The organism is Qiania dongpingensis, assembly GCF_014337195.1.
GTDB classification, from domain to species: Bacteria; Bacillota; Clostridia; order Lachnospirales; family Lachnospiraceae; genus Lientehia; species Lientehia dongpingensis.
The window spans coordinates 2,600,957-2,620,138 of record NZ_CP060634.1 but is presented as its reverse complement, the minus strand read 5'-3'; the positions used below and the strand labels follow the sequence as shown (position 1 = coordinate 2,620,138).

Sequence of the window (19,182 nt, the reverse complement as noted above, 5' to 3'; positions counted from 1 at the left end):
CAGACCTCCATTATCTCAACAAATGCACATATATTGATGATTGTTCTGTTCTTTCGGAGACATTATACTATACAACAGAAACACAAACAACTGTTTCACAGAAAGGAAAAAACAAGATGTCCAAATTCAAAGAAGCAAATAAAAAGATCGAAAATGCCGTAACAGGCGGATACAAGAAGATGGAAAACAGCGTGGTCTCCGGATATAAAAAGGTGGAAGATCTGTTTATCAATACTTTTCTGGCCGATGAAGGAGAAACCATCGAGGAAGCGAGGGCCAGAGTCGTCGAACATGCTGAGCAGGTAAAAAAAGAACATGCCGAACGCCAGGAAAGGAGAAGTAAATGAAAAAAATCAACTTTGTCTCTCTGGTCATGGGAACAGTGGGAGGAATATTATTCGCGCTGGGAATGTGCATGTGTCTGATCTCCGAATGGGGAACATTCCGGCAGGGAGTTTTTGCCGGCATCGCCGGTCTGGTTGTTCTGCTCGCAATGCGGATCGTCCGCCGCCGGATGCAGGGAAAGCCTGCTGTCGTCCTGCGCGCAAAAGCTGCAGGGACCGCCGCACTTGGAGTCGCAGCCGCTTTGGTACTGGGCACTGGAATGTGCATGACCATGGTCTGGGAAGGACTTTTGATCCCCGGCATCGTAGTAGGAATCGTGGGAATCCTCCTGTTTCTCTGCCTCATACCAGTCCGAAAAGGGCTGCGATAGGAAGTGTGACCATGGAACGGCAAAAACAGATCCTTCACAGGCTGTTATATCCCAATATCCTGCTGCTTATTTTTCTGTCCCTTGTTTCCTCCGTGCTCCTGGCTGTTGTTTTTATCTGGAAACCCGTTAATCCGGCTGCCGCTTATACCATATACATGGTCTCTGCTTATACAACGGCCGCCATTGTTCTGCGGATGATCGTCCTGGTGAAAAAAGGAAGGGCTCTGCTCCACCGCAGCGTCTTCTTCCACCGGTATCTGACGGAGCTGGATTTTAAAGCGGAGGTATCCCTCTATGGGTCGTTCGCGGTCAGCATGATCTATTCTATATACAAAGCCGCCGTGGGTATCTGTCTTCATTCTGTATGGTTTGGCATGACAGCGCTCTACTACATGCTTCTCAGCACAGAAAAGGTCCTGCTGCTCCGCCGTGTCAGAAAAAAGAAGCAAGATCCCAGCCTGAATTTTCAAAAATTCCGGTTTTCCGGATACCTGCTTCCGATCCTGACAGCCACAGTCATCTGCATAGGCTTATATACCGTTTATTTCGGAAAAGCAGCCAGGTATCCCGGCTCCATCATCTATGCCGCCGCCGGCTATACCTTCTACAGCCTTATTCTCGCCATCGTCAATATTGTGAGATACCGGAAGCTTAATAATCCCGTTTACTCAGCCAGTAAAGCCGTCACACTCACCGCGGCCCTTGTCTCCGTGTTTTCTTTACAGACAGCCATGCTTGAGACTTTCGGCGGCGATGCCCCGTGGCAGAAACAGATGAATCTGTGGACAGGGTCAGGCATCATCCTGCTCGTCACAGCTATGACTTTCTTCCTGAGAATGAGATACACCGTTCATAATCAAAAAGGAGCAGCAGCCCGCTAAATGACTTCAGCCGGCGCAGCTCCTTTTATTTGCTCTATTGTTTCTTCCAGCCTGCGTCGATTTTCCGTATCAGCTCCTCAAAGCTCTTCAGGCCGCCCAGCGCATCATAGGATTCCACACAGGATGCTCCTGTCGCCGCCGCCAGCTGCAGGCATCTTTCTCTGGAATATCCCTGCGTCACCGCGTAAAGGAACGCGGCAATGGTCGTATCTCCCGCACCCGTGCCCGAAAGCACCTGATCCGGCACGTAGCTTCTCTCAAAGCACGCTTTATCCGCCCAGTCCTCCGGATTGAGCGAGATACCTCCGCCGATCCCGGCCAAGGCGCCGGCTCCCGCGGTCATCAGATATAATCCTTTATAACCGCATTTCACAAGCACTACTTTTGCTCCCCAGGAAATCAGCTGCTCCGCCAGAGGCTTCACATCCCTTTCCATATCCAGAAGCCCGATCATATCGCCGTTCTGTGCCTCGGCAAACAGGCGGTTATATTTATCCCTGTCCAGATAGAAGATGAGCTCCTCAATGCTCGGCTCAAAGAAATCCACATACGGAGAAAGCTTCCGGATGATCCCGATCCAGTCCGCGCGGCCGCTCTCACATTCCGGATCCACCGCGCATAAGTCTACGGAGGTGGCCACTCCGGCTTCCTTCGCTTCCTTCATCATGGCAATGCATTCCGCCCCGTCATTGATATAAAGGTAATGGCTGACCGGCGGGTATCCGTAATGGAAGACCTCGGCTGTCTCATAAAGCGTTTTGTCGATATCATCCTTCCGGAAGGTATTCCCCGCACAGGGATCATGAAGAAAGATCCGGTCGATTCCAGGAGGCGCCAGCGCAATGGAATAAGACGTGGAAATGCTGCCGTCCACGATTAGGTCTTCCGCCGCTCCATACTTTTCATAATAACGGCAGACGATGTCTCCCAACTCGTCTTTGCCGACTTTTCCGATAGGATGTACCTTTGCACCCAGGACCTTAAGGCCAAGGCCCGTATTGGAAACGGCGCCTCCCGGGTGGATGTCGATGCCCGCCACATGGACGACCTTCCCGGGAACCAGGATTTCCTCCACGGCCCCCGCTTTTTTCTGGGACTCAAATACCGGGGTCAAATCCAGCGTGAGCGTCCCTGCCACGATGATTCCCTCTCTCTTTGTCTCTGCGTTGTTTCCCATAACACACACTCCAATCTCTATATGTTCGTCTTTTTCAGGTGAGCAGAAAATGTTCCGCTGCCCACAATAAAACTAAATGAACCGGATAAAAACAATAGAAGAAATACTTCTGCCAGATACGCTTGGCCGGGGAATCCGGAATCCTGCCGCCCCTCTCTCCGTTATAGACCGCGATCGGCAGAAACGCCAGCATGGCAAAAGGCTCAATCCCTCCCATTAAGAACAGGACGATGCCGATACTGATGACCATGGGGACGGGACGGGTGCGGAAAAAATAAAACAGAAAAATGATCAGCACGCCTTCTGCCCCATAATCGCTCCGGATCACAAACGCCAGACACAGCATAGAAACAAAAGCCATAATGGCGTATATGGGCTGCACATTAGCCAGGAACCGGCTGTAAAGATACAACAGCAGCAGGCCGATGAACAGGGTAAAAAATACGTTTTGATAATCCGCATAGAATATCCGTCCGAATAAAAGCAGGTCAAAGGGGATTTCCGATACCAGCGCAAACACGCCCAGACGTATTAAATATTTTTTAATATTGCTGGTATGATAAAAACCCTCCACCAGCAGGAAGCAGTAAATGGGGAACGCCAGCCTCCCGGCGATCCTCATGCCCCCGCAGACCGCGTCCGGCGCCGTCCCAAGGAGGGCAATCCCCAAGTGATCCGTAAGCATCGTGATCACCGCTATCCATTTCAGCGCCAGCGCGCTGAGTCCTATTTTCTTCTCTGTCATTTTCCGGCTTTCTCCCAATTTTTATCCTGTCTTTCACTTTCCTCAGCTTCCGGCCGGGAGCTCCTTTTCGAGACAAAGACAGCGATGCTTCTCGGCTCCAGCTTAAAGGAATCCTGCTCCTCCAGAACAGGCGGCTCCGGGAAAAACCCGTTCATTTCCTCCTTCGCCGTATGGACCGCGAGATGCCACAGCACGCCTGTATGAGGAAGGGAAAATACATGAGACTCCCAGTGCATATTGAGGATGACGTAGATATCCTCGTCCTCACTTCCTTCCGCATATTTCCCGCTGTATAAAAAGCCCAGCTGCCTTCTGTAATTCTCGTACCGCGGATACCAGGGAGCCTCCCCGTGGACAGAAAAATCCGGACAGCCGGCTCCTAGATAATCCATGCTCCTCAGACCTCCCGTCTTATGAAGCATCGGATGCCTCCTCCGGAATTGAATCATAAATCTCGAAAACAGATATATGTCTTCATTTAAACGCCCTTTTTTCCAGTTCACCCAGCCCACCGCGTTGTCCTGACAGTAAGCATTGTTATTTCCGTCCTGAGAATTTCCCCATTCATCTCCGGCCAAGATAAGGGGTATTCCCTGGGCGAGCATGAGAAGGACCCAGCCATTGCGCAGCTGCCGCTTCCGCAGCTCCAGAATCCTTCTTTTTTTAGTCGGGCCTTCCACGCCGCAGTTCCAGCTGTAGTTGTAATCGGTGCCGTCCTTTCCGTTCTCACCGTTGGCTTCGTTGTGCTTCCTGTCATAGGAAACCATGTCCATCATGGTAAAGCCGTCGGTGTTCGCCAGAAAATTGACCTTTCCCCTGCCCCCTCCATTTTCTTTCATATGATAGATCAGAGGGCGGAGCTGGTCCTCATCTCCCTTGATGAGCTTCCGCATATCCTTTAAAAAATCATCCCGGTAATCTGCCAGATACCGTTTTCCGGCAGGGCAGACCCCGTCCCATCCGCCCGCGAACAATTTGACTCCTCTCAGGGAGGGGTCCTCTGAAACTGCCCTGGCGTCGAAACGTCCGCCGATGTGGATGCCGTCCACATGGTATTCCTGTACCCAGTGGCGAAGACATTCCAGCAGATACGGCGTCCCCGCGTCCGGTTCAAAATAAAGCTCCACCGAAACCTCCAGCCCATTCTCGTGGAAAGCTTTTACCAGCCGCTTAAACTGGACGTCCACACCCCCGGCTGTATTTTCCGGCAGTCCATACGCCGCTTTCGGCGCGAAGCAGTATGCGGGCCCATATCCCCAGTAATTGAGCTTCCCCTCTGCCCTTCCGGAATCAAATGGGCCGGGACATGACTGTGCGGCGGGGAGTTCTGTGAACTCATCCGGCAGCTGAAGCTCCACCGTGGTGACCCCCAGCCCCTTCAGATACGGGATCTTCTCCAAAATGCCCTCAAATGTTCCTTTATGCCTGACGCCGGAAGAAGGATGCTTTGTAAATCCTCTCACATGGAGACGGTAGAGGACCGTATCCTCAAAGGGATAGCCCGGCCTTTTATCCTGCCCCCAGTCAAAGCCTTCCGTTAAAAACCCATACCGGACAGGCTCGCCGGCCTCAGCCTGCGTCCCCCATCTGCTCCGTCCGGCCACCAGACGGGCGCACATATCCTTAACCGGCTTTCCATCCACCGACAGGCTGTATTCATATTCCTCCGGGCGAAAACCGGACAGGGCGATATAGCGCACATCCCCCATCCTGTTTTCCTCCGGAAAAACGAAGCTTTTCGTTTCTTTTTCTCTCCCCTTTTTATAAAGATGGATTCTGGCGGTCCCTTCCGTTTCAGAAGTAAATGCCACATGGACACGTCCGTTTTCTGTCTGCGCTCCCAGCGGAAGCGGCCTAACCCATGATGTCTCCACTTGAATTTTATCCAAGGCTATCCTCCTTTTATTTTGAGACCGTCTCCCCCGCCTCGATCCTGGCGGCCAGGTCTTCCAGATACATCCAGCGCTCCATTTTCTCCTCCAGCCTGCTCTCCAGCTCCTGTTTTTCTTCCATCAGCCGGCCAAGCCGGCCATAATCCGCAGCCGCTTCCTCGATGGCCGCCTCTTTTTCTGAAATCTCTGTCTCCAGAGCTTCTATCTCCCCTTCTATCGTTTCAAAATCCCTTTGCTCCTGAAATGTAAATTTAAGTTTCCTGGGCTTCATCCGGGAATCCTGCTTCCATGCCTGCGCCGCCGGCTGCTCTCCGTTCTCCCGCTGGCCCCCGGCCCTTCCATTCTGGCCCCGGCTCTTCCCGGAAGCATCCAGAGCCTCCTGCTCCGCGCGTTTTCGTTCCGCTGCTGTCTGATAATCGGTATATCCGCCTTCATACTGGACAAGCGCCCCGTTTTCTTCAAAGGCAAAGATCCTTCTTGTTACCCGGTCCAGAAAATAACGGTCGTGGGACACGGCGATGACGATTCCCGGAAAGGTATCCAGATAATCCTCCAGGACCATCAGCGTCTGGATATCCAGATCGTTGGTCGGCTCATCCAGAATCAGCACATTGGGCGCTTCCATCAGTACCCGAAGAAGATAAAGCCGCCGCCGTTCTCCGCCGGAAAGACGTTCTATGACCGTATACTGAATATCCGGCGGGAACAAGAAACGCTCCAGCATCTGGGAAGCGCTTATACTGCCGTCGGCCGTCGGCACGTATTCCGCCACATTCCGGATATAATCGATCACCCTCAGGCTCAGATCCATATATTCATTTTCCTGGGAAAAATAGCCCAGCTTCACCGTCTGGCCGACGACAAGCTCTCCTTCATCCGGCGTCTCCGCCCCCATGATGATCTTCATAAGCGTGGATTTGCCGCAGCCGTTCCGGCCGATGACGCCGATCCTGTCATCCTTTAAAAAGATATAAGTGAAATCCTTTAAAAGGATATTCTTTCCGTAGGACTTGGATATCCCATGAAGCTCCACGGTGGTCTTTCCAAGACGGCTTTTTATCGAATTTATCTCCACACTGGCATCAGACTCCGGCGCCTTGGCGTTCAAAAGCTCCTCAAACCGCTGGATATGGGCTTTCTGCTTGGTGGATCTGGCCCGCGCCCCCCGCATCATCCATGCGAGCTCCGTCTTAAGAAGGCTCTGTCTTTTCCGTTCCGCCGCCAGGGCCATGGCCTCTCTCTCCGCTTTTCGCTGAAGAAATCCGGAATAATTGGCCTGGTAGCTGTAAAGGCGCCCCTTGTCAAGCTCTACGATCCGGCTGCAGACGCTGTCCAGGAAATAACGGTCATGGGTGACCATAATGACGGCTCCTCTGAATCGTTTTAAATAATCCTCCAGCCATCCGGCCATTTCGCTGTCCAAATGGTTGGTCGGCTCGTCCAGGACCAGGATATCTGCAGAAGACAGCAGCGTATTCGCCAGAGCCACTCTCTTTCTCTGACCGCCGGACAGTTCCTCCACCGGCTGCATGAAATCCGGTATGTCCAATGTATTCAGCATGGCTTTGGCCTGGCTCTCGATATCCCATTTATTCTGCTCTGTCACATTCCCCGCGAGCACGCAGGAAAGGACATGGCTTCCTTCTTTAAATACCGGCGTCTGAGGAAGATAACGGACATGAAGCCCGTTCCCCATGGATACCGTGCCTCCGTCCGGTTCTTCCAGTCCGGCTGCAATACGAAGAAGAGTGCTCTTCCCTGTGCCGTTGATGCCGATGACCCCTACCTTCTCCCCGCTGCCCAGCGAAAAGGATACATGGTCAAATAATTGTCTGTCCGTATAAGACTTCGTCAAATCCTCAATGGTGAGCAGGTTCATAGCGCGATCACCAGCTCCACCGGACAGTGGTCGGAACCCAGCACATCCGTATGGATGTCCGCGCTCACCAGCTTGTCCGCAAGGCTTTCTGAAACGCAGAAATAATCGATGCGCCATCCGGCATTCTTTGCCCTGGCGCTGAAACGGTAGGACCACCAGGAATATATCTCCGTCTTATCCGGATAAAAGTACCGGAACGTATCCACAAACCCGGACTCCAAAAGCCCGCTGAATTTATTCCGCTCTTCATCGGTGAAGCCCGCGTTCTTTCTGTTTGTCTTGGGATTTTTAAGATCGATCTCCTTATGCGCCACGTTCAGATCCCCGCAGAATACTATGGGCTTTTTCTCCTCCAGCTTTTTTAAATAACTGAGGAAAGCGTCCTCCCATTCCATCCGGTAGGGAAGCCGGGCTAGCTCATTCTGTGAGTTAGGCGTATAACAGGTCACCAGATAATATTCCGGATACTCAAGGGTGATCACTCTGCCTTCTTTGTCGTGCTCCGGCACTCCGATGCCGTATGCGGCAGAAAGGGGCTCCTCCTTCGTGAATACAGCCGTCCCCGAATACCCTTTTTTCTCCGCATAATTCCAATACTGGCGGTATCCTTCTGCCGGCAGATCAATCTGCCCTTCCTGCAGCTTCGTCTCCTGTATACAAAATACATCTGCGTCTGTCTCTTTAAAATACTCTAAAAATCCTTTTGTCACGCAGGCCCGAAGCCCGTTGACATTCCAAGAAATCATTTTTTTCATAATTTTCTCCCAATAATTTCCGACTCCGGTCTGTAAATCACAAACAGCGTAAAGCTAGTTTTCATTATAAACCATCCCGCATATGCAGGCAACCGAAACTTTTACTTGCAAAATGCGGATTTTCCTGTAAAATATAGGATTGACAGCTTATAGCCAGGAAACGGAAAATCCGTAAAAATAGACCTGTTAAAGATAGAAAGGAAAGTTTAGATGATCAGTGCAAACAATATCACACTCCGCATCGGAAAAAAAGCTCTTTTTGAAGATGTGAATATCAAATTTACGGAAGGCAACTGCTATGGCCTCATCGGAGCCAACGGCGCAGGGAAATCCACCTTCCTCAAGATCCTGTCCGGACAGCTGGATTCCTCCAAAGGAGAAGTCATCATCACCCCCGGGCAGCGTCTCTCGTTCCTGCAGCAGGACCACTTCAAATATGATGACTGCGTGGTCCTGGACACAGTGATGATGGGAAATCCCCGTCTGGTGGAGATCATGAAGGAAAAGGAAGCCATCTACGCCAAGCCGGACTTTTCCGATGAAGACGGCATCAGGGCCGCCGACCTGGAAGCAGAATTCGCCAATATGAACGGATGGGAGGCGGAGTCCGACGCCGCTACGCTGCTCAACGGCCTCGGCATCGGCCCGGAGCTCCATTACTCCCTCATGAAGGATTTAAACGGCAACGATAAGGTAAAGGTGCTGCTGGCGCAGGCTCTGTTCGGAAATCCGGATATCCTGCTCTTAGATGAGCCTACCAACCATCTGGACCTGGACGCCATCGCCTGGCTGGAAGAGTTTTTGATCAACTTTGAAAACACAGTCATCGTGGTATCCCATGACCGTTATTTCCTGAATAAGGTCTGTACTCACATCGCGGACATCGACTACGCAAAGATTCAGCTCTATGCCGGAAACTATGATTTCTGGTATGAGTCCAGCCAGCTGATGGTCAAGCAGATGAAGGAAGCCAACAAGAAAAAAGAAGAAAAGATCAAAGAACTGCAGGAATTCATCCAGCGTTTCTCAGCGAACGCCTCCAAATCCAAGCAGGCCACCTCCAGGAAACGCGCCCTGGAAAAAATCCAGCTGGACGAGATCAAACCCTCCAGCCGGAAATATCCTTATATTGATTTCCGCCCTGAGCGGGAGATCGGGAACGAAATCCTGACCGTCGAGAACCTCTCAAAATCCATCGAAGGCGTAAAGGTGCTCGACAACATCTCCTTCATACTCGGCCGGAATGACAAAGTGGCCTTCGTCGGCTCCGATGAGCTGGCAAAAACCACTTTATTCCAAATCCTTGCAGGAGAAATGGAACCTGACGAGGGTTCCTACAAATGGGGCGTGACCACTTCCCAGGCTTACTTCGCCAAAGACAATACCTCGGAGTTCGACAACGACCTGACCATCGTGGACTGGCTGACCCAGTTCTCACCGGTGAAGGACGTGACCTATGTCCGCGGCTTCCTGGGCCGTATGCTGTTCGCCGGAGACGACGGCGTCAAAAAGGTGAAGGTCCTGTCCGGAGGTGAAAAGGTCCGTTGCCAGCTGTCCAAGATGATGATCCAAGCTACAAACGTGCTGATACTGGATGAGCCTACCAACCATCTGGATATGGAGGCCATCACGGCCCTCAATAACGCCCTGATCAAGTATCCCGGCGTCATCCTGTTCTCCTGCCACGACCATCAGTTTGTACAGACCACAGCCAACCGGATCATGGAGCTCACGCCCGGCGGCCTGATCGATAAGATCACCACCTATGACGAATACCTGGAGAGCGATGAAATGGCCCGGAAACGGCAGAAGAGCTACAGTCTGTCGGAATCCGACGCAGAGGACAACTAAAGTTCAGCAAGCCAAATACGTGTACTCCGCCCATTCCCTTCTCTGAAGGGATGGGCGATATTCATTTCTACATATTTTTCTATAATTTCATCAAACGTAGACTGTGGCATCTTATCAATATTCTCAAGAACCGCTTCTAAATACATAAGAGGCGCAAAACGGAAGCCGCCTTCGAACAGCCTGTTTTCACCTTCCGCTAACTTTAAAAGGCGTAAGATCACTCTTACGCCCGGTACATTATCCTTCTATCAAGGCTCCGTTCAGTCTGTCCTCTGCCTGTTCTAATGAGATTTGGAAGATCTCAGCAGTTTCCGCTAAGAGACTGGCCTCCACTTTTTTCAAATTCTGCTCATCCGAGATACCCAGCTTCTTCACATGGGCCAGACGCCTCCGCTTCTCTTCCTTTATCCCTTTCCACATCTGCAGCCACTTTTCAAACTCGCAGGAATGCAGTACCTCTGCATATTCCTTCTGCCGTTGTCTCTCATCCTCATTATACAAGGATTTCAGCTTCGGTATCCCCGCCAGGAGCTTCTCAGCGTTCGGCCCGCTCATGATCTTCCGGACAATCCTCTTTTTCGGATTTTCCGTTTTCACATAAAGCGTCGTCCCCTTACAGCACAATGGCTGCAGATAGTAATATTCCGTACCTCCATCCAAAAAGTCCGGAGTCCCTATCCTCATGACGGAACAAACCTCACTGCATCCATACACTACTACATCATTCACACGATACAATTTTTCACCCTGCTTTCCAGTCCTGTGGAGCCATTTAAAAATCCTCAGATTCATAAAACAGCAGTTGCTGATTTTATTATATCACAAAAAAGCCGAAAATTAAAGGCATTTTTCTTTCAGAATCCTTCCAGTCTTCTCCGCTTCCTAAGACGCTGGCGTTTTTCGGCCCCTTCCCACTCGGCCTGCTGTCCTGGTGTCTCCACGATAAGCCTGGGCACCCGCTTCGGTCTTTCTTCTTCATCCAGCGCCACCATCACGATATACGCTCTGTTAATAGGCCGTCTCATACCATCCAGGGATTCCACATAAGTATCTACCCGCACTTCCATGGAGGAATTCCCAACATGAGTTATCCGGCCCACCAGGACCACCGTATCCCCTGCATAAGCGCCCTGCTTAAACTGAAGATTGTCGATGGCCGCCGTGATGATGTTCGATTCGCTGTGCCTTCTGGCTACAACGCCCGACACCTCATCTATCCATTCCAGGAGCTGGCCGCCGAACAGTCTTCCCGCCCCATTCAAATGGGTCGGAAACAGAAGATGAACCTGCTCCGTCATGGAATCCTCCATATGCTTTTCTTCTTTCATGGCACTCCTTCCTGAAGGCTGGCAGGACGCCGGCGTTTTTATCATTTCTCAATTTTATATCCCACGCCCCACACTGTGGTAATGATCTTCTCCGGCCTGGTATCTTCTTTCATCTTTCCCCGGAGCCTCCTGATATGGACCATGACTGTATTATTCGCTTCATATACCCGCTCTCTCCAGACATGGCTGAAGATTTCATCGGTGCTGAAGACCTTCCCCGGATTGGAGGCGAGCAGGTACAATACGTCAAACTCAATCGGCGTCAGGCGCACTTCCTCTCCGTATACCTTTACCTGCCGGCTCACCCGGTCCATGACCAGTCCCCGGATGGACAGGATATCCTTTCCGTCCGGCTCCTCCTGGCCTGTATCCATTTCCATATAACGGCGGAGCTGCGCTCCCACTCTGGCCACTACCTCCAGGGGATTCACCGGCTCCGTCACATAGTCATCGGCTCCGCTTCTGAGGCCGATGATCTTATCCATATTTTCCATCTTTTCGCTGAGCATGATGATCGGAATGTTGCTGACCTTCCTGATCTGCCTGCACATGGTGACGCCGTCCATACCGGATATCGCCATACCCAGAATCACCAGATGAATGGCTTTTTCGTCCAGGATATCAAACCCCTCTTCGGCATTTCCCGCCCGGTACACCTGATATCCCGCACTGACCAGATGAAGCTCTATGGTGTCCGCCGCTTCTTTTTTTCCGCTTACGATGAGTATATTCACCTGGGGCAAAACAGCCCCTCCTCTCTGTTCACAAAAATCTCAAGTGCAATTCCTTCGCAATTTCAGTCCTATTTTAACATAAAGACCCAAAAAGAGCAATTTATTCCGGAGATTCCCTAGGAACAAAGACTCTGCCTGTTACCGCCGCGTTCCTCCCTTTCACCGGCGGCCTAGCCGCTTTCACAGCTTCTTCGCAGAACTGGCTCTGGGAATCCACCAGGATTTTTCCCCGTTTGTCCGGCTTTTCATAGGTATCGTCCGGAAGCAGGACATGGGCTTTTACGTTGTCCTCCAGCTCCACCTCCAGGATGTGGAGTACCTTTTCCCTATTTTCCTGTACTTCCACCGGGAAGAGAAGCTCTACCCGGCAGTCCAGATTCCGGGGCATCCAGTCCGCGCTTCCCATATAAATTTCATAATCTCCGCCGTTTTCAAAATAAAAAATCCTGCTGTGCTCCAGAAATGTCCCGACGATGGAACGGACCGATATGGTATCGCTGATCCCGGGAATCCCCACCTTCAGACAGCAGATGCCCCGAACGATCAGATCGATCTTCACTCCGGCTGCAGAGGCCTTGTAAAGACTCTGGATGATGACTGGATCACAGAGGGAATTCATCTTCGCGATGATCCTGCCTTCATGCCCTTTCTTCACCCATTTGATTTCTCTCTCGATCAGGGCCACAAACCTGTTTTTCAGCCAAAGTGGAGCCAGGGAAAGCTTATTCCACACCAAAGGCTCCGAGTATCCCGACAGCATATTGAAAACCGCGCTGGCATCCTCGCCGGTGGCTTTGTCGCAGGTCATGATTCCCGTATCCGTATAGAGCTTGGCCGTGGAATCGTTATAGTTCCCTGTGGCCATATGGACATAGCGGCAGATCCCTTCCTCTTCCTTCCTGACTACCAGGCATATTTTGCAGTGGGTCTTAAGACCCAAAAGTCCATAGATCACGTGGCAGCCGGCCTGCTCTAATTTTTTAGCCCATATGATATTGTTTTCCTCATCAAATCGCGCCTTCAGTTCGACCAGGACCGACACCTGCTTGCCATTTTCCGCGGCCTTCGCGAGAGCCGCCACAATCGGGGAATTTCCGCTGACTCGGTAGAGCGTCTGCTTGATGGCCAGAACCTGAGGGTCCGAAGCGGCCCGCCGCACAAAATCCACGACCGGATCAAAGGACTCATAGGGATGATGCAGGAATATATTCCCCTTTTTTATATTTGTAAAAATGTCATCTTCGTTGGCCAATTCCGGCACCGCCTGGGGAACCCAGGGCTTCTGCCTCAGATGGTCAAAGCCTTTTATTCCATACAGCTTCATTAGAAACGTCAGATCAAGAGGGCCGTTGATCGTAAAGATATCCTCGTCCCGGATCACAAACTCTTTTTTGAGGATCTTTAAAAGCCGTTTGTCAATGCTCTCCTCCACTTCCAGGCGGATAACCTCGCCCCATTGGCGCCGTTTCAGCTGCCTTTCGATCTCCTTTAACAGATCCTCCGCTTCTTCTTCGTCAATGGGCAGGTCCGCGTTTCGCATGATCCGGTACGGATGCGCGCATACGATATCATAATTGAGGAACAGCCTGCTCATATTCCGTTCAATGATCTCTTCCAGAAGGATAACGTTCCTCACGCCGTCCTTTCCCGGCAGCTCTATGATCCTTGGAAGCACGGCGGGCACTTGTACCGTAGCAAAATCCAGGGTTCCTTTTCCCTCACTGCCCTTCTTCTTTTTTAAAAGAGCCGCGATATTAAGTGTCTTGTTCCGGATCAGAGGAAAGGGCCTGGAGGAATCTACCGCCATGGGCGTCACCACCGGATAGACAGAAGTCTCAAAAAATTGATCCGCAAACTGCTTCTGCTCCTCATCCATGAGCTCATGGCGGGGAATAAAGACAAGTCCCTCTTTTTTAAGGAGCGGGAGCAGGGAGCGGTTCCAGGTGGAATACTGGGTATCCACCAGCTGATGCATGCCCTCCCCGATCTTTTCCAGCTGCTCTCTGGGAGTCATGCCGGCAATATCCTTTTTGGTATAATCCGCATGTACCATATCCTTAAGGGACGCCACCCGGACCATTACAAATTCATCCAGATTCGAGGCGGTGATAGACAAGAACTTCAGCCGTTCAAACAGCAGATTGCTCTTGTCCCTCGCTTCTCCCAGAACCCTGATATTAAACTGAAGCCAGGACAGTTCCCTGTTCTGGAAATATTCGCTTTTCTGGAATTCCTTTCCCTCTGCCATAGTTTATATTCCCTTCTTCTTCCTTAACACCGGCCTGATACCATAGACTTCTTCAAAGAAATCCGCCTTCTGTTTGAACAGGCTCTCCTCCAGCATGATGTTCTCCGATGAATCGGTAGTCAGAAACATTTGCTGGTCTTTAATGGATACCCGAATGTCCTTGAATTTCTGTTTATGGCTTCTGTCCATGGCGTTCCCGATCTTAAGAATCGCCGTCAGCTTGGCTATGATGATTCTCATATCCTTATTGAGCGTATAGGAATCCGCCGTATAATCGAATTCCATCGTATTATATTTCACCACATTGGCAATGATCTCCCTTTCTTTATGGGAAACACCAATGATTTCCGTAGACATGATGATATTATACGCGCACTCTCCCGGGGTCCGCATACTAATATACTTTCCACAGTCATGAAGGATCGTGCTGATCTGCAGGAGCAGCCGCTCCCGTTTCCCCAGACCATGGTATTTCCTCATGCTGTCAAATATATTCAGCACATTCTTCTCCAAGATCGCCGAATGTTCTTTATCACTCATATACCGTTTTGCGATATTCCGGGCGGCCACCAGGATATCCTGTGAAAAATCATGGGGAAACCTCAGAAGTTTTTTCTGCTCCGCGTACTCTGCTGCGATGCCGTCCCCCAGACGGACTCCCGGAAGCCATACCATTTCGGCTCCCGTGATCTCGATCAGCTTTTTATATACCATGGCCCCGGGGACGATCAGGGCCACAAATTCCGCCGGAATATCGTATTTCTCCGCAATCTGCTCCTCGCTCATATCCCGCAGCGCCTGATAGAACTCCTGAAACTCCTGGACGCTGATACGCTGCTTGTCTGCATGGGCGCCGCGGCCCATATATAAGGCGCATACTCCCGTGGCAATGATATTCTTCACCTCCCGTTCCTTTAAGAACAGCTTCTTGAAGGTCTGGATATCATTGTCGATCAGCTCCTGGATGATCTGCTTTTTATCACTGTTTGTCCCGCCTGTCTTGGCGAGAATCTGATGGATACGGAGCGCTCCCAGCTGGAGGTTCTGCGTCGTCACCAGCGCATCCTTGTCAAACACGGAAATCTGCATGCTGCCGGACCCCACCTCGGCGATGGCAGTTCCCTTCTGGATGATATTGTTAAACTCATTTTCTTTGGCCGCGATGGCCTTATAGCATAAAAACCGCTGCTCCGAGTTGCTCAGTACTTCTACTTCCAGGCCGGTGCGGACCTTGATCTGATCCAGCACCACCTCCCGGTTCTCCGCCTCCCTGATCGCGCTGGTGCCGTAAGCTTTATATCCGTCCACCTGGAACTCTGCCATGACTCCCTTGAATTTGGAGAGCAGCTTACACATCTCATCCACCCGGTCATAACTGATGATACCTCTGTCATAGGTATCGCGCCCCAGGCCGATGACCTTCCTCACCCGGTTTAACTGCGCGATCCCTTTTTTCGGAGAGATTTCGTATATCGTAAGCTCCAGTTCATAAGATCCCACATCGATTGCTGCGAATGTCGCAACTGCCATTTTATCACCCCTCGCCGGAATTCTTCGTTTGTTACTATTTTACTCCATCTTTCAGCTAAAATGCAAGTAAGAAACACGTAAAGAGGGTTCCCCGGACATTCCTCCTTCCGGAGACTTCGCCGGGAAACCCTTTTTGACCGATCATTCTAATTTTATTTCCGCTTTCCCATCAGATAGGTGATAAACTGAGTCGCCGTTCTGCCGGATATGCCGCCGTGAGAAAGCTCCCATTTATTGGCCTCAGCCAAAAGCTCTTTCTCCGGCATACAAATGCCGTTCCGCTCCGCCAAAGTCTTCACAATTGTCTGGAACTCCTTCGGCTCCGGTCTTCCATAATAAATCGTCACGCCGAACCGGGCCACCAAGGACAGCTTTTCCTGAACGGTATCAGAACGGTGCATGTCCTCGCGCACCTCTTCCTTGTCGCTGAATTTCTCCCGAATCAGATGCCGCCTGTTGGAGGTGGCATAGATCAGTACATTGCCTGGCTTTACCTCCAGGCCGCCTTCTATGATGGCCTTCAGATACTTATATTCTATCTCAAACTCTTCAAAGGAAAGATCGTCCATATAAATAATAAATTTATAATTCCGATTTTTGATCTGTCCGATCACCGCCGACAGGTCCTGGAACTGATGCTTGTAAATCTCTATCATCCGCAGGCCCTGGTCGTAATACTTATGCAGGATAGCCTTGATGCTGGAGGACTTCCCTGTCCCGCTGTCACCAAACAGCAGACAGTTGTTGGCTTCCCGCCCTTCCACAAACGCCTCTGTATTCTCTATCAGCTTCTGCTTCTGCAGTTCATATCCCACCAGATCATCCAAATAGACATGTTCAATATTCTTTATGGGGACGATATGGGTCTTTTCCTGCTCCCTTTCCACGCGAAACGCCTTGTGCAGGCCAAATTTGCCCACTCCGAAATGCCGGTAGAATTCTGTAACGATATCCAGCCAGGTTTCCGGACTCTCCGCTTCCGCCAAAGCCACGCTCAGAGACTGTATATTATCCCGGATGCGCCGGTTGAAAATCTTACTGTGAGTCCCGGTGCTTTCATAATCCTTTAAAAGTCCGAATACCGGGCACCCCGTCTCCTCATCCAGACGCTCCAGGTCATAGTCAAACCACTCCTTGAAAATCTCAAAATCGTGGCGCGCCAGAGAATTGATGGTGCCCTTTACCTTTCCCCGAATCTCACAGGCGGTGCTGAACGCATTTTCATTGGTCGCCAGAATATAAGCCAGAAAACTGTGCCAGAGATTCCCCTTAAACCCATGAGAAGCGGAAAATTCCACCAGCGCACCGGCAATCCTGTAGGGGTCCGGCACACGGCTGCCTTCCATGAGCGCCGCCATCTCTTCCAGAAGCTCTTTATGTCCCGGCTCCCGGTATAATATCAGATTATTTGTTTTCATCGATGTTCTTTCCCTTATCCGTATAGTAATTGCCCAGGATTCTGAAATAGTTGGCTTCCTCCAGAATCCCCCTGAGGGCATTCTTCACCCCCGCGTCTCCCAGATTCCCTTCAAAGTCCACGAAAAACCGGAATTCCCACGGACGTCCCAGGATGGGCCTGGATTCCAGCTTCAGCATATTTAGCCCGTTGTAAGTCAAATGTGACAGCATGTTGTAAAGCGCGGCATTCTCGTGGTTTGTTTCAAAACAGAGACTAAGCTTATTGGAATCCGCCACGTACATTTTCCGGCTGGCCACCACGATAAAACGGGTGGTATTCCCCCGGCTGTTCATGATATTCCGGTCCAGGACCTTAAGGCCGTATAAGCTGCCGGCCATTTCGCTGGCAATGGCCGCATGGGTGATATCCTTTTCTTCCTGCACCCGCTTGGCGCTGAGGGCCGTATTGCTGGTGCTGTATTTCGTAAGCTCCCTGTGCTCCTCCAGAAAACGGCTGCACTGCATCAGCCCCTGGGGGTGGGAATAGACCGTCTGGATATCGGAGATCTCCGCCTCCGGCAGTCCCAAAAGCACATGATCCACCTTTACAAAAGTCTCCCCCACGATATAGTTATCGTATTTCACCAGCAGGTCATAGACATCCGATACACTCCCTGCCGAAGAATTCTCTATGGGAAGTACCGCAAAATCAGCCGTTCCTGCGCAGATGGCTTTCATGGCGTCATCCCAGGTCTTCACATGGAATACCTTTGCCTTTTCCCCGAAAAACTGGAGAGCAGCCACATGACTGTACGCCCCCTCCACTCCCTGGAAAACCACATTGGCCCGGGATTTCTGCAGGTTCGGCACCATCTCAAAGGGCAGACCGGTGATGACCCCTTTATCCGCCAGCAGCTGATACTGCAGCTTCCGGCTGATTGCCATGATCTGAGTGAACAATTCATGGACGCCATAACGGTTGAAATCGGAGTCCGCCATCTGCTGGATAGCCTCCAGCTTCTCCACCTCCCGTTTCCTGTCCAGTACCTGCATGCCCGTCTTTATCTTATACTCCGCCACCTCCTGGCAGAGAGCCATACGCTTTTCAAACATCTGCACCAAATCTCTGTCGATATCGTCAATCTCTTTTCTGAGCTCGCTTAAATCCATCTTTTCTTCTCCCACACTCCTATGCCGCAAAGCACTTATTCCCTGTCTGAAAGTTCCTCTAAAAGCTCCTTCACCCGTTTTTTCAATACCGGATGCATCTTATAAGGAGCGATCTGCGATAAAGGCTCCAGAACAAACCTGCGCTTTGGTATCTCCGGATGAGGTACTGCCAGCTCCGGCTCCTCTAGGACTTCGTCGTCATAAAACAGCAAGTCCATGTCTAAAGTCCTCGGTCCCCAGTGGACCAGCCTTTCCCGGTTTTCCTTCTGCTCCGCCTTCTGGAGGACAGCCAGCAGCTCCATGGGAGTGAGCAGAGTCTCCAGCTCCAGGCAGCCATTTAGGAAATCCTCCTGCTCCACCCCGCCGTAAGGCTCCGTGACGATCATATCCGAAATGCTGCCCACACGAATCGCCGGATCATCCCGCAGAACCTGTATCCCCGAATCAATATGAGATCTCCTGTCCCCCATATTGGAGCCAAAGGCCACATAAGCTCTGTGCCAGCACCGCTCAATCTTCACCGATACGGTATCGAGAGGCAGTCCCACCGGCGCCCAGGGTTTTTTGATCTCCAAAGTAATCCCTTTTAAAAGCGGCAGTGTCTGAAGCAGATACTCCGCCAGCTGTTCCGCAACCGCCTCTATCAGCCGGCTGGTATGTTCCTTCATAAATCTGGTGATCTCCTGGCACACCGTCCCATAATTTATGGAATACTCCAGATCGTCGGTCCGCCCCGCGGTCCGTATCTCCGTCCAAAGCTCTGCGCATACCAGAAATTTTTGTCCCAGCGCCGTCTCCTCCGGAAACACCCCATGATTTGCGTATACCTCCAGATTCTGAATGGTTATTTTATCCATAGCGTTTATTCCTCGTCTGTTT

Annotated in this window: 17 protein-coding genes and 1 pseudogene; 4 read left to right on the top strand and 14 right to left on the bottom strand. The window is 51.1% G+C overall.

Features of this window, described 5'->3' with window-relative positions:
- The first annotated feature begins 116 nt into the window (after positions 1 to 116).
- The 3 genes from H9Q78_RS12255 to H9Q78_RS12245 are packed head-to-tail and all read left to right on the top strand — an operon-like array spanning position 117 to position 1,596.
- The gene (locus H9Q78_RS12255) at positions 117 to 347 is read left to right on the top strand and encodes a hypothetical protein (protein WP_249302009.1); all 231 of its coding nucleotides are present in this window, start codon (positions 117 to 119) and stop codon (positions 345 to 347) included.
- Entirely contained in the window at positions 344 to 715 is a 372-nt protein-coding gene (locus H9Q78_RS12250) for a hypothetical protein (protein WP_249302008.1), read from the top strand. The genes H9Q78_RS12255 and H9Q78_RS12250 overlap by 4 nt, the downstream gene beginning before the upstream one ends.
- A gap of 11 nt (positions 716 to 726) precedes the next feature.
- A complete protein-coding gene (locus tag H9Q78_RS12245; protein ID WP_249302007.1) occupies positions 727 to 1,596 on the top strand; it encodes a hypothetical protein in 870 nt (289 codons plus the stop codon).
- 34 nt (positions 1,597 to 1,630) lie between these two features.
- Here H9Q78_RS12245 and H9Q78_RS12240 read toward each other — a convergent pair whose 3' ends face one another.
- The 5 genes from H9Q78_RS12240 to H9Q78_RS12220 are packed head-to-tail and all read right to left on the bottom strand — an operon-like array spanning position 1,631 to position 8,044.
- On the bottom strand, positions 1,631 to 2,773 hold the full coding sequence (locus H9Q78_RS12240) for a carbohydrate kinase family protein (RefSeq protein WP_249302006.1): 1,143 nt from the start codon (positions 2,771 to 2,773) through the stop codon (positions 1,631 to 1,633).
- A gap of 34 nt (positions 2,774 to 2,807) precedes the next feature.
- Positions 2,808 to 3,518 carry a TraX family protein gene (locus H9Q78_RS12235; RefSeq protein WP_249302005.1) on the bottom strand — a complete coding sequence of 237 codons (711 nt, stop codon included), beginning with the start codon at positions 3,516 to 3,518 and terminating at the stop codon, positions 2,808 to 2,810.
- Positions 3,515 to 5,407, bottom strand: a complete 1,893-nt coding sequence (locus H9Q78_RS12230; RefSeq protein ID WP_249302004.1) for an alpha-amylase — start codon at positions 5,405 to 5,407, stop codon at positions 3,515 to 3,517. Before H9Q78_RS12230 ends, H9Q78_RS12235 begins: the two co-directional genes overlap by 4 nt.
- Before the next feature lie 13 nt (positions 5,408 to 5,420).
- Positions 5,421 to 7,289 (bottom strand): ABC-F family ATP-binding cassette domain-containing protein, encoded by a 1,869-nt coding sequence (locus H9Q78_RS12225; protein WP_249302003.1) that lies wholly within the window; start codon positions 7,287 to 7,289, stop codon positions 5,421 to 5,423.
- Positions 7,286 to 8,044: an exodeoxyribonuclease III gene (locus H9Q78_RS12220; protein ID WP_249302002.1), complete on the bottom strand. Its 759-nt coding sequence runs from the start codon at positions 8,042 to 8,044 to the stop codon at positions 7,286 to 7,288. The genes H9Q78_RS12225 and H9Q78_RS12220 overlap by 4 nt, the downstream gene beginning before the upstream one ends.
- Positions 8,045 to 8,254: 210 nt before the next feature.
- Between H9Q78_RS12220 and H9Q78_RS12215 the strand changes: the two genes are divergently transcribed.
- Positions 8,255 to 9,895: an ABC-F family ATP-binding cassette domain-containing protein gene (locus H9Q78_RS12215; RefSeq protein ID WP_249302001.1), complete on the top strand. Its 1,641-nt coding sequence runs from the start codon at positions 8,255 to 8,257 to the stop codon at positions 9,893 to 9,895.
- An 8-nt stretch (positions 9,896 to 9,903) separates the two neighbouring features.
- Here H9Q78_RS12215 and H9Q78_RS12210 read toward each other — a convergent pair.
- From H9Q78_RS12210 to folK, 9 genes and pseudogenes are all read right to left on the bottom strand, one after another.
- Positions 9,904 to 10,068, bottom strand: a pseudogene (locus tag H9Q78_RS12210) (Fic family protein); the annotation flags it as partial.
- 64 nt (positions 10,069 to 10,132) lie between these two features.
- Complete coding sequence (locus H9Q78_RS12205; RefSeq protein WP_249302000.1) at positions 10,133 to 10,687, bottom strand: CarD family transcriptional regulator; 555 nt, start codon at positions 10,685 to 10,687, stop codon at positions 10,133 to 10,135.
- Between the two features lie 62 nt (positions 10,688 to 10,749).
- Positions 10,750 to 11,223 (bottom strand): acyl-CoA thioesterase, encoded by a 474-nt coding sequence (locus H9Q78_RS12200; protein WP_249301999.1) that lies wholly within the window; start codon positions 11,221 to 11,223, stop codon positions 10,750 to 10,752.
- 41 nt (positions 11,224 to 11,264) lie between these two features.
- The gene (locus H9Q78_RS12195) at positions 11,265 to 11,966 is read right to left on the bottom strand and encodes a response regulator transcription factor (RefSeq protein WP_249301998.1); all 702 of its coding nucleotides are present in this window, start codon (positions 11,964 to 11,966) and stop codon (positions 11,265 to 11,267) included.
- 91 nt (positions 11,967 to 12,057) lie between these two features.
- Entirely contained in the window at positions 12,058 to 14,205 is a 2,148-nt protein-coding gene (locus H9Q78_RS12190) for an RNA degradosome polyphosphate kinase (protein ID WP_249301997.1), read from the bottom strand.
- A gap of 3 nt (positions 14,206 to 14,208) precedes the next feature.
- Positions 14,209 to 15,735 carry a Ppx/GppA phosphatase family protein gene (locus tag H9Q78_RS12185; RefSeq protein WP_249301996.1) on the bottom strand — a complete coding sequence of 509 codons (1,527 nt, stop codon included), beginning with the start codon at positions 15,733 to 15,735 and terminating at the stop codon, positions 14,209 to 14,211.
- Between the two features lie 152 nt (positions 15,736 to 15,887).
- Positions 15,888 to 17,153 (bottom strand): ATP-binding protein, encoded by a 1,266-nt coding sequence (locus tag H9Q78_RS12180; RefSeq protein WP_249301995.1) that lies wholly within the window; start codon positions 17,151 to 17,153, stop codon positions 15,888 to 15,890.
- Positions 17,140 to 18,303, bottom strand: coding sequence for a bifunctional chorismate mutase/prephenate dehydratase (locus H9Q78_RS12175; RefSeq protein WP_249301994.1), 1,164 nt, complete (start codon positions 18,301 to 18,303; stop codon positions 17,140 to 17,142). The genes H9Q78_RS12180 and H9Q78_RS12175 overlap by 14 nt, the downstream gene beginning before the upstream one ends.
- Before the next feature lie 35 nt (positions 18,304 to 18,338).
- Entirely contained in the window at positions 18,339 to 19,160 is an 822-nt protein-coding gene (gene folK, locus H9Q78_RS12170) for a 2-amino-4-hydroxy-6-hydroxymethyldihydropteridine diphosphokinase (protein ID WP_249301993.1), read from the bottom strand.
- Positions 19,161 to 19,182 lie beyond the last annotated feature (22 nt).

What these genes read in the sequence shown, in the direction of transcription:
- folK (WP_249301993.1), bottom strand. Translation starts at nt 19,160, where the DNA reads ATGGATAAAATAACCATTCAGAATCTGGAGGTATACGCAAATCATGGG.
- H9Q78_RS12185 (WP_249301996.1), bottom strand. Translation starts at nt 15,735, where the DNA reads ATGGCAGTTGCGACATTCGCAGCAATCGATGTGGGATCTTATGAACTG.
- H9Q78_RS12215 (WP_249302001.1), top strand. Translation starts at nt 8,255, where the DNA reads ATGATCAGTGCAAACAATATCACACTCCGCATCGGAAAAAAAGCTCTT.
- H9Q78_RS12225 (WP_249302003.1), bottom strand. Translation starts at nt 7,289, where the DNA reads ATGAACCTGCTCACCATTGAGGATTTGACGAAGTCTTATACGGACAGA.
- H9Q78_RS12190 (WP_249301997.1), bottom strand. Translation starts at nt 14,205, where the DNA reads ATGGCAGAGGGAAAGGAATTCCAGAAAAGCGAATATTTCCAGAACAGG.
- H9Q78_RS12180 (WP_249301995.1), bottom strand. Translation starts at nt 17,153, where the DNA reads ATGAAAACAAATAATCTGATATTATACCGGGAGCCGGGACATAAAGAG.
- H9Q78_RS12255 (WP_249302009.1), top strand. Translation starts at nt 117, where the DNA reads ATGTCCAAATTCAAAGAAGCAAATAAAAAGATCGAAAATGCCGTAACA.
- H9Q78_RS12240 (WP_249302006.1), bottom strand. Translation starts at nt 2,773, where the DNA reads ATGGGAAACAACGCAGAGACAAAGAGAGAGGGAATCATCGTGGCAGGG.
- H9Q78_RS12200 (WP_249301999.1), bottom strand. Translation starts at nt 11,223, where the DNA reads ATGAAAGAAGAAAAGCATATGGAGGATTCCATGACGGAGCAGGTTCAT.
- H9Q78_RS12245 (WP_249302007.1), top strand. Translation starts at nt 727, where the DNA reads ATGGAACGGCAAAAACAGATCCTTCACAGGCTGTTATATCCCAATATC.
- H9Q78_RS12175 (WP_249301994.1), bottom strand. Translation starts at nt 18,303, where the DNA reads ATGGATTTAAGCGAGCTCAGAAAAGAGATTGACGATATCGACAGAGAT.
- H9Q78_RS12250 (WP_249302008.1), top strand. Translation starts at nt 344, where the DNA reads ATGAAAAAAATCAACTTTGTCTCTCTGGTCATGGGAACAGTGGGAGGA.
- H9Q78_RS12235 (WP_249302005.1), bottom strand. Translation starts at nt 3,518, where the DNA reads ATGACAGAGAAGAAAATAGGACTCAGCGCGCTGGCGCTGAAATGGATA.
- H9Q78_RS12220 (WP_249302002.1), bottom strand. Translation starts at nt 8,044, where the DNA reads ATGAAAAAAATGATTTCTTGGAATGTCAACGGGCTTCGGGCCTGCGTG.
- H9Q78_RS12205 (WP_249302000.1), bottom strand. Translation starts at nt 10,687, where the DNA reads ATGAATCTGAGGATTTTTAAATGGCTCCACAGGACTGGAAAGCAGGGT.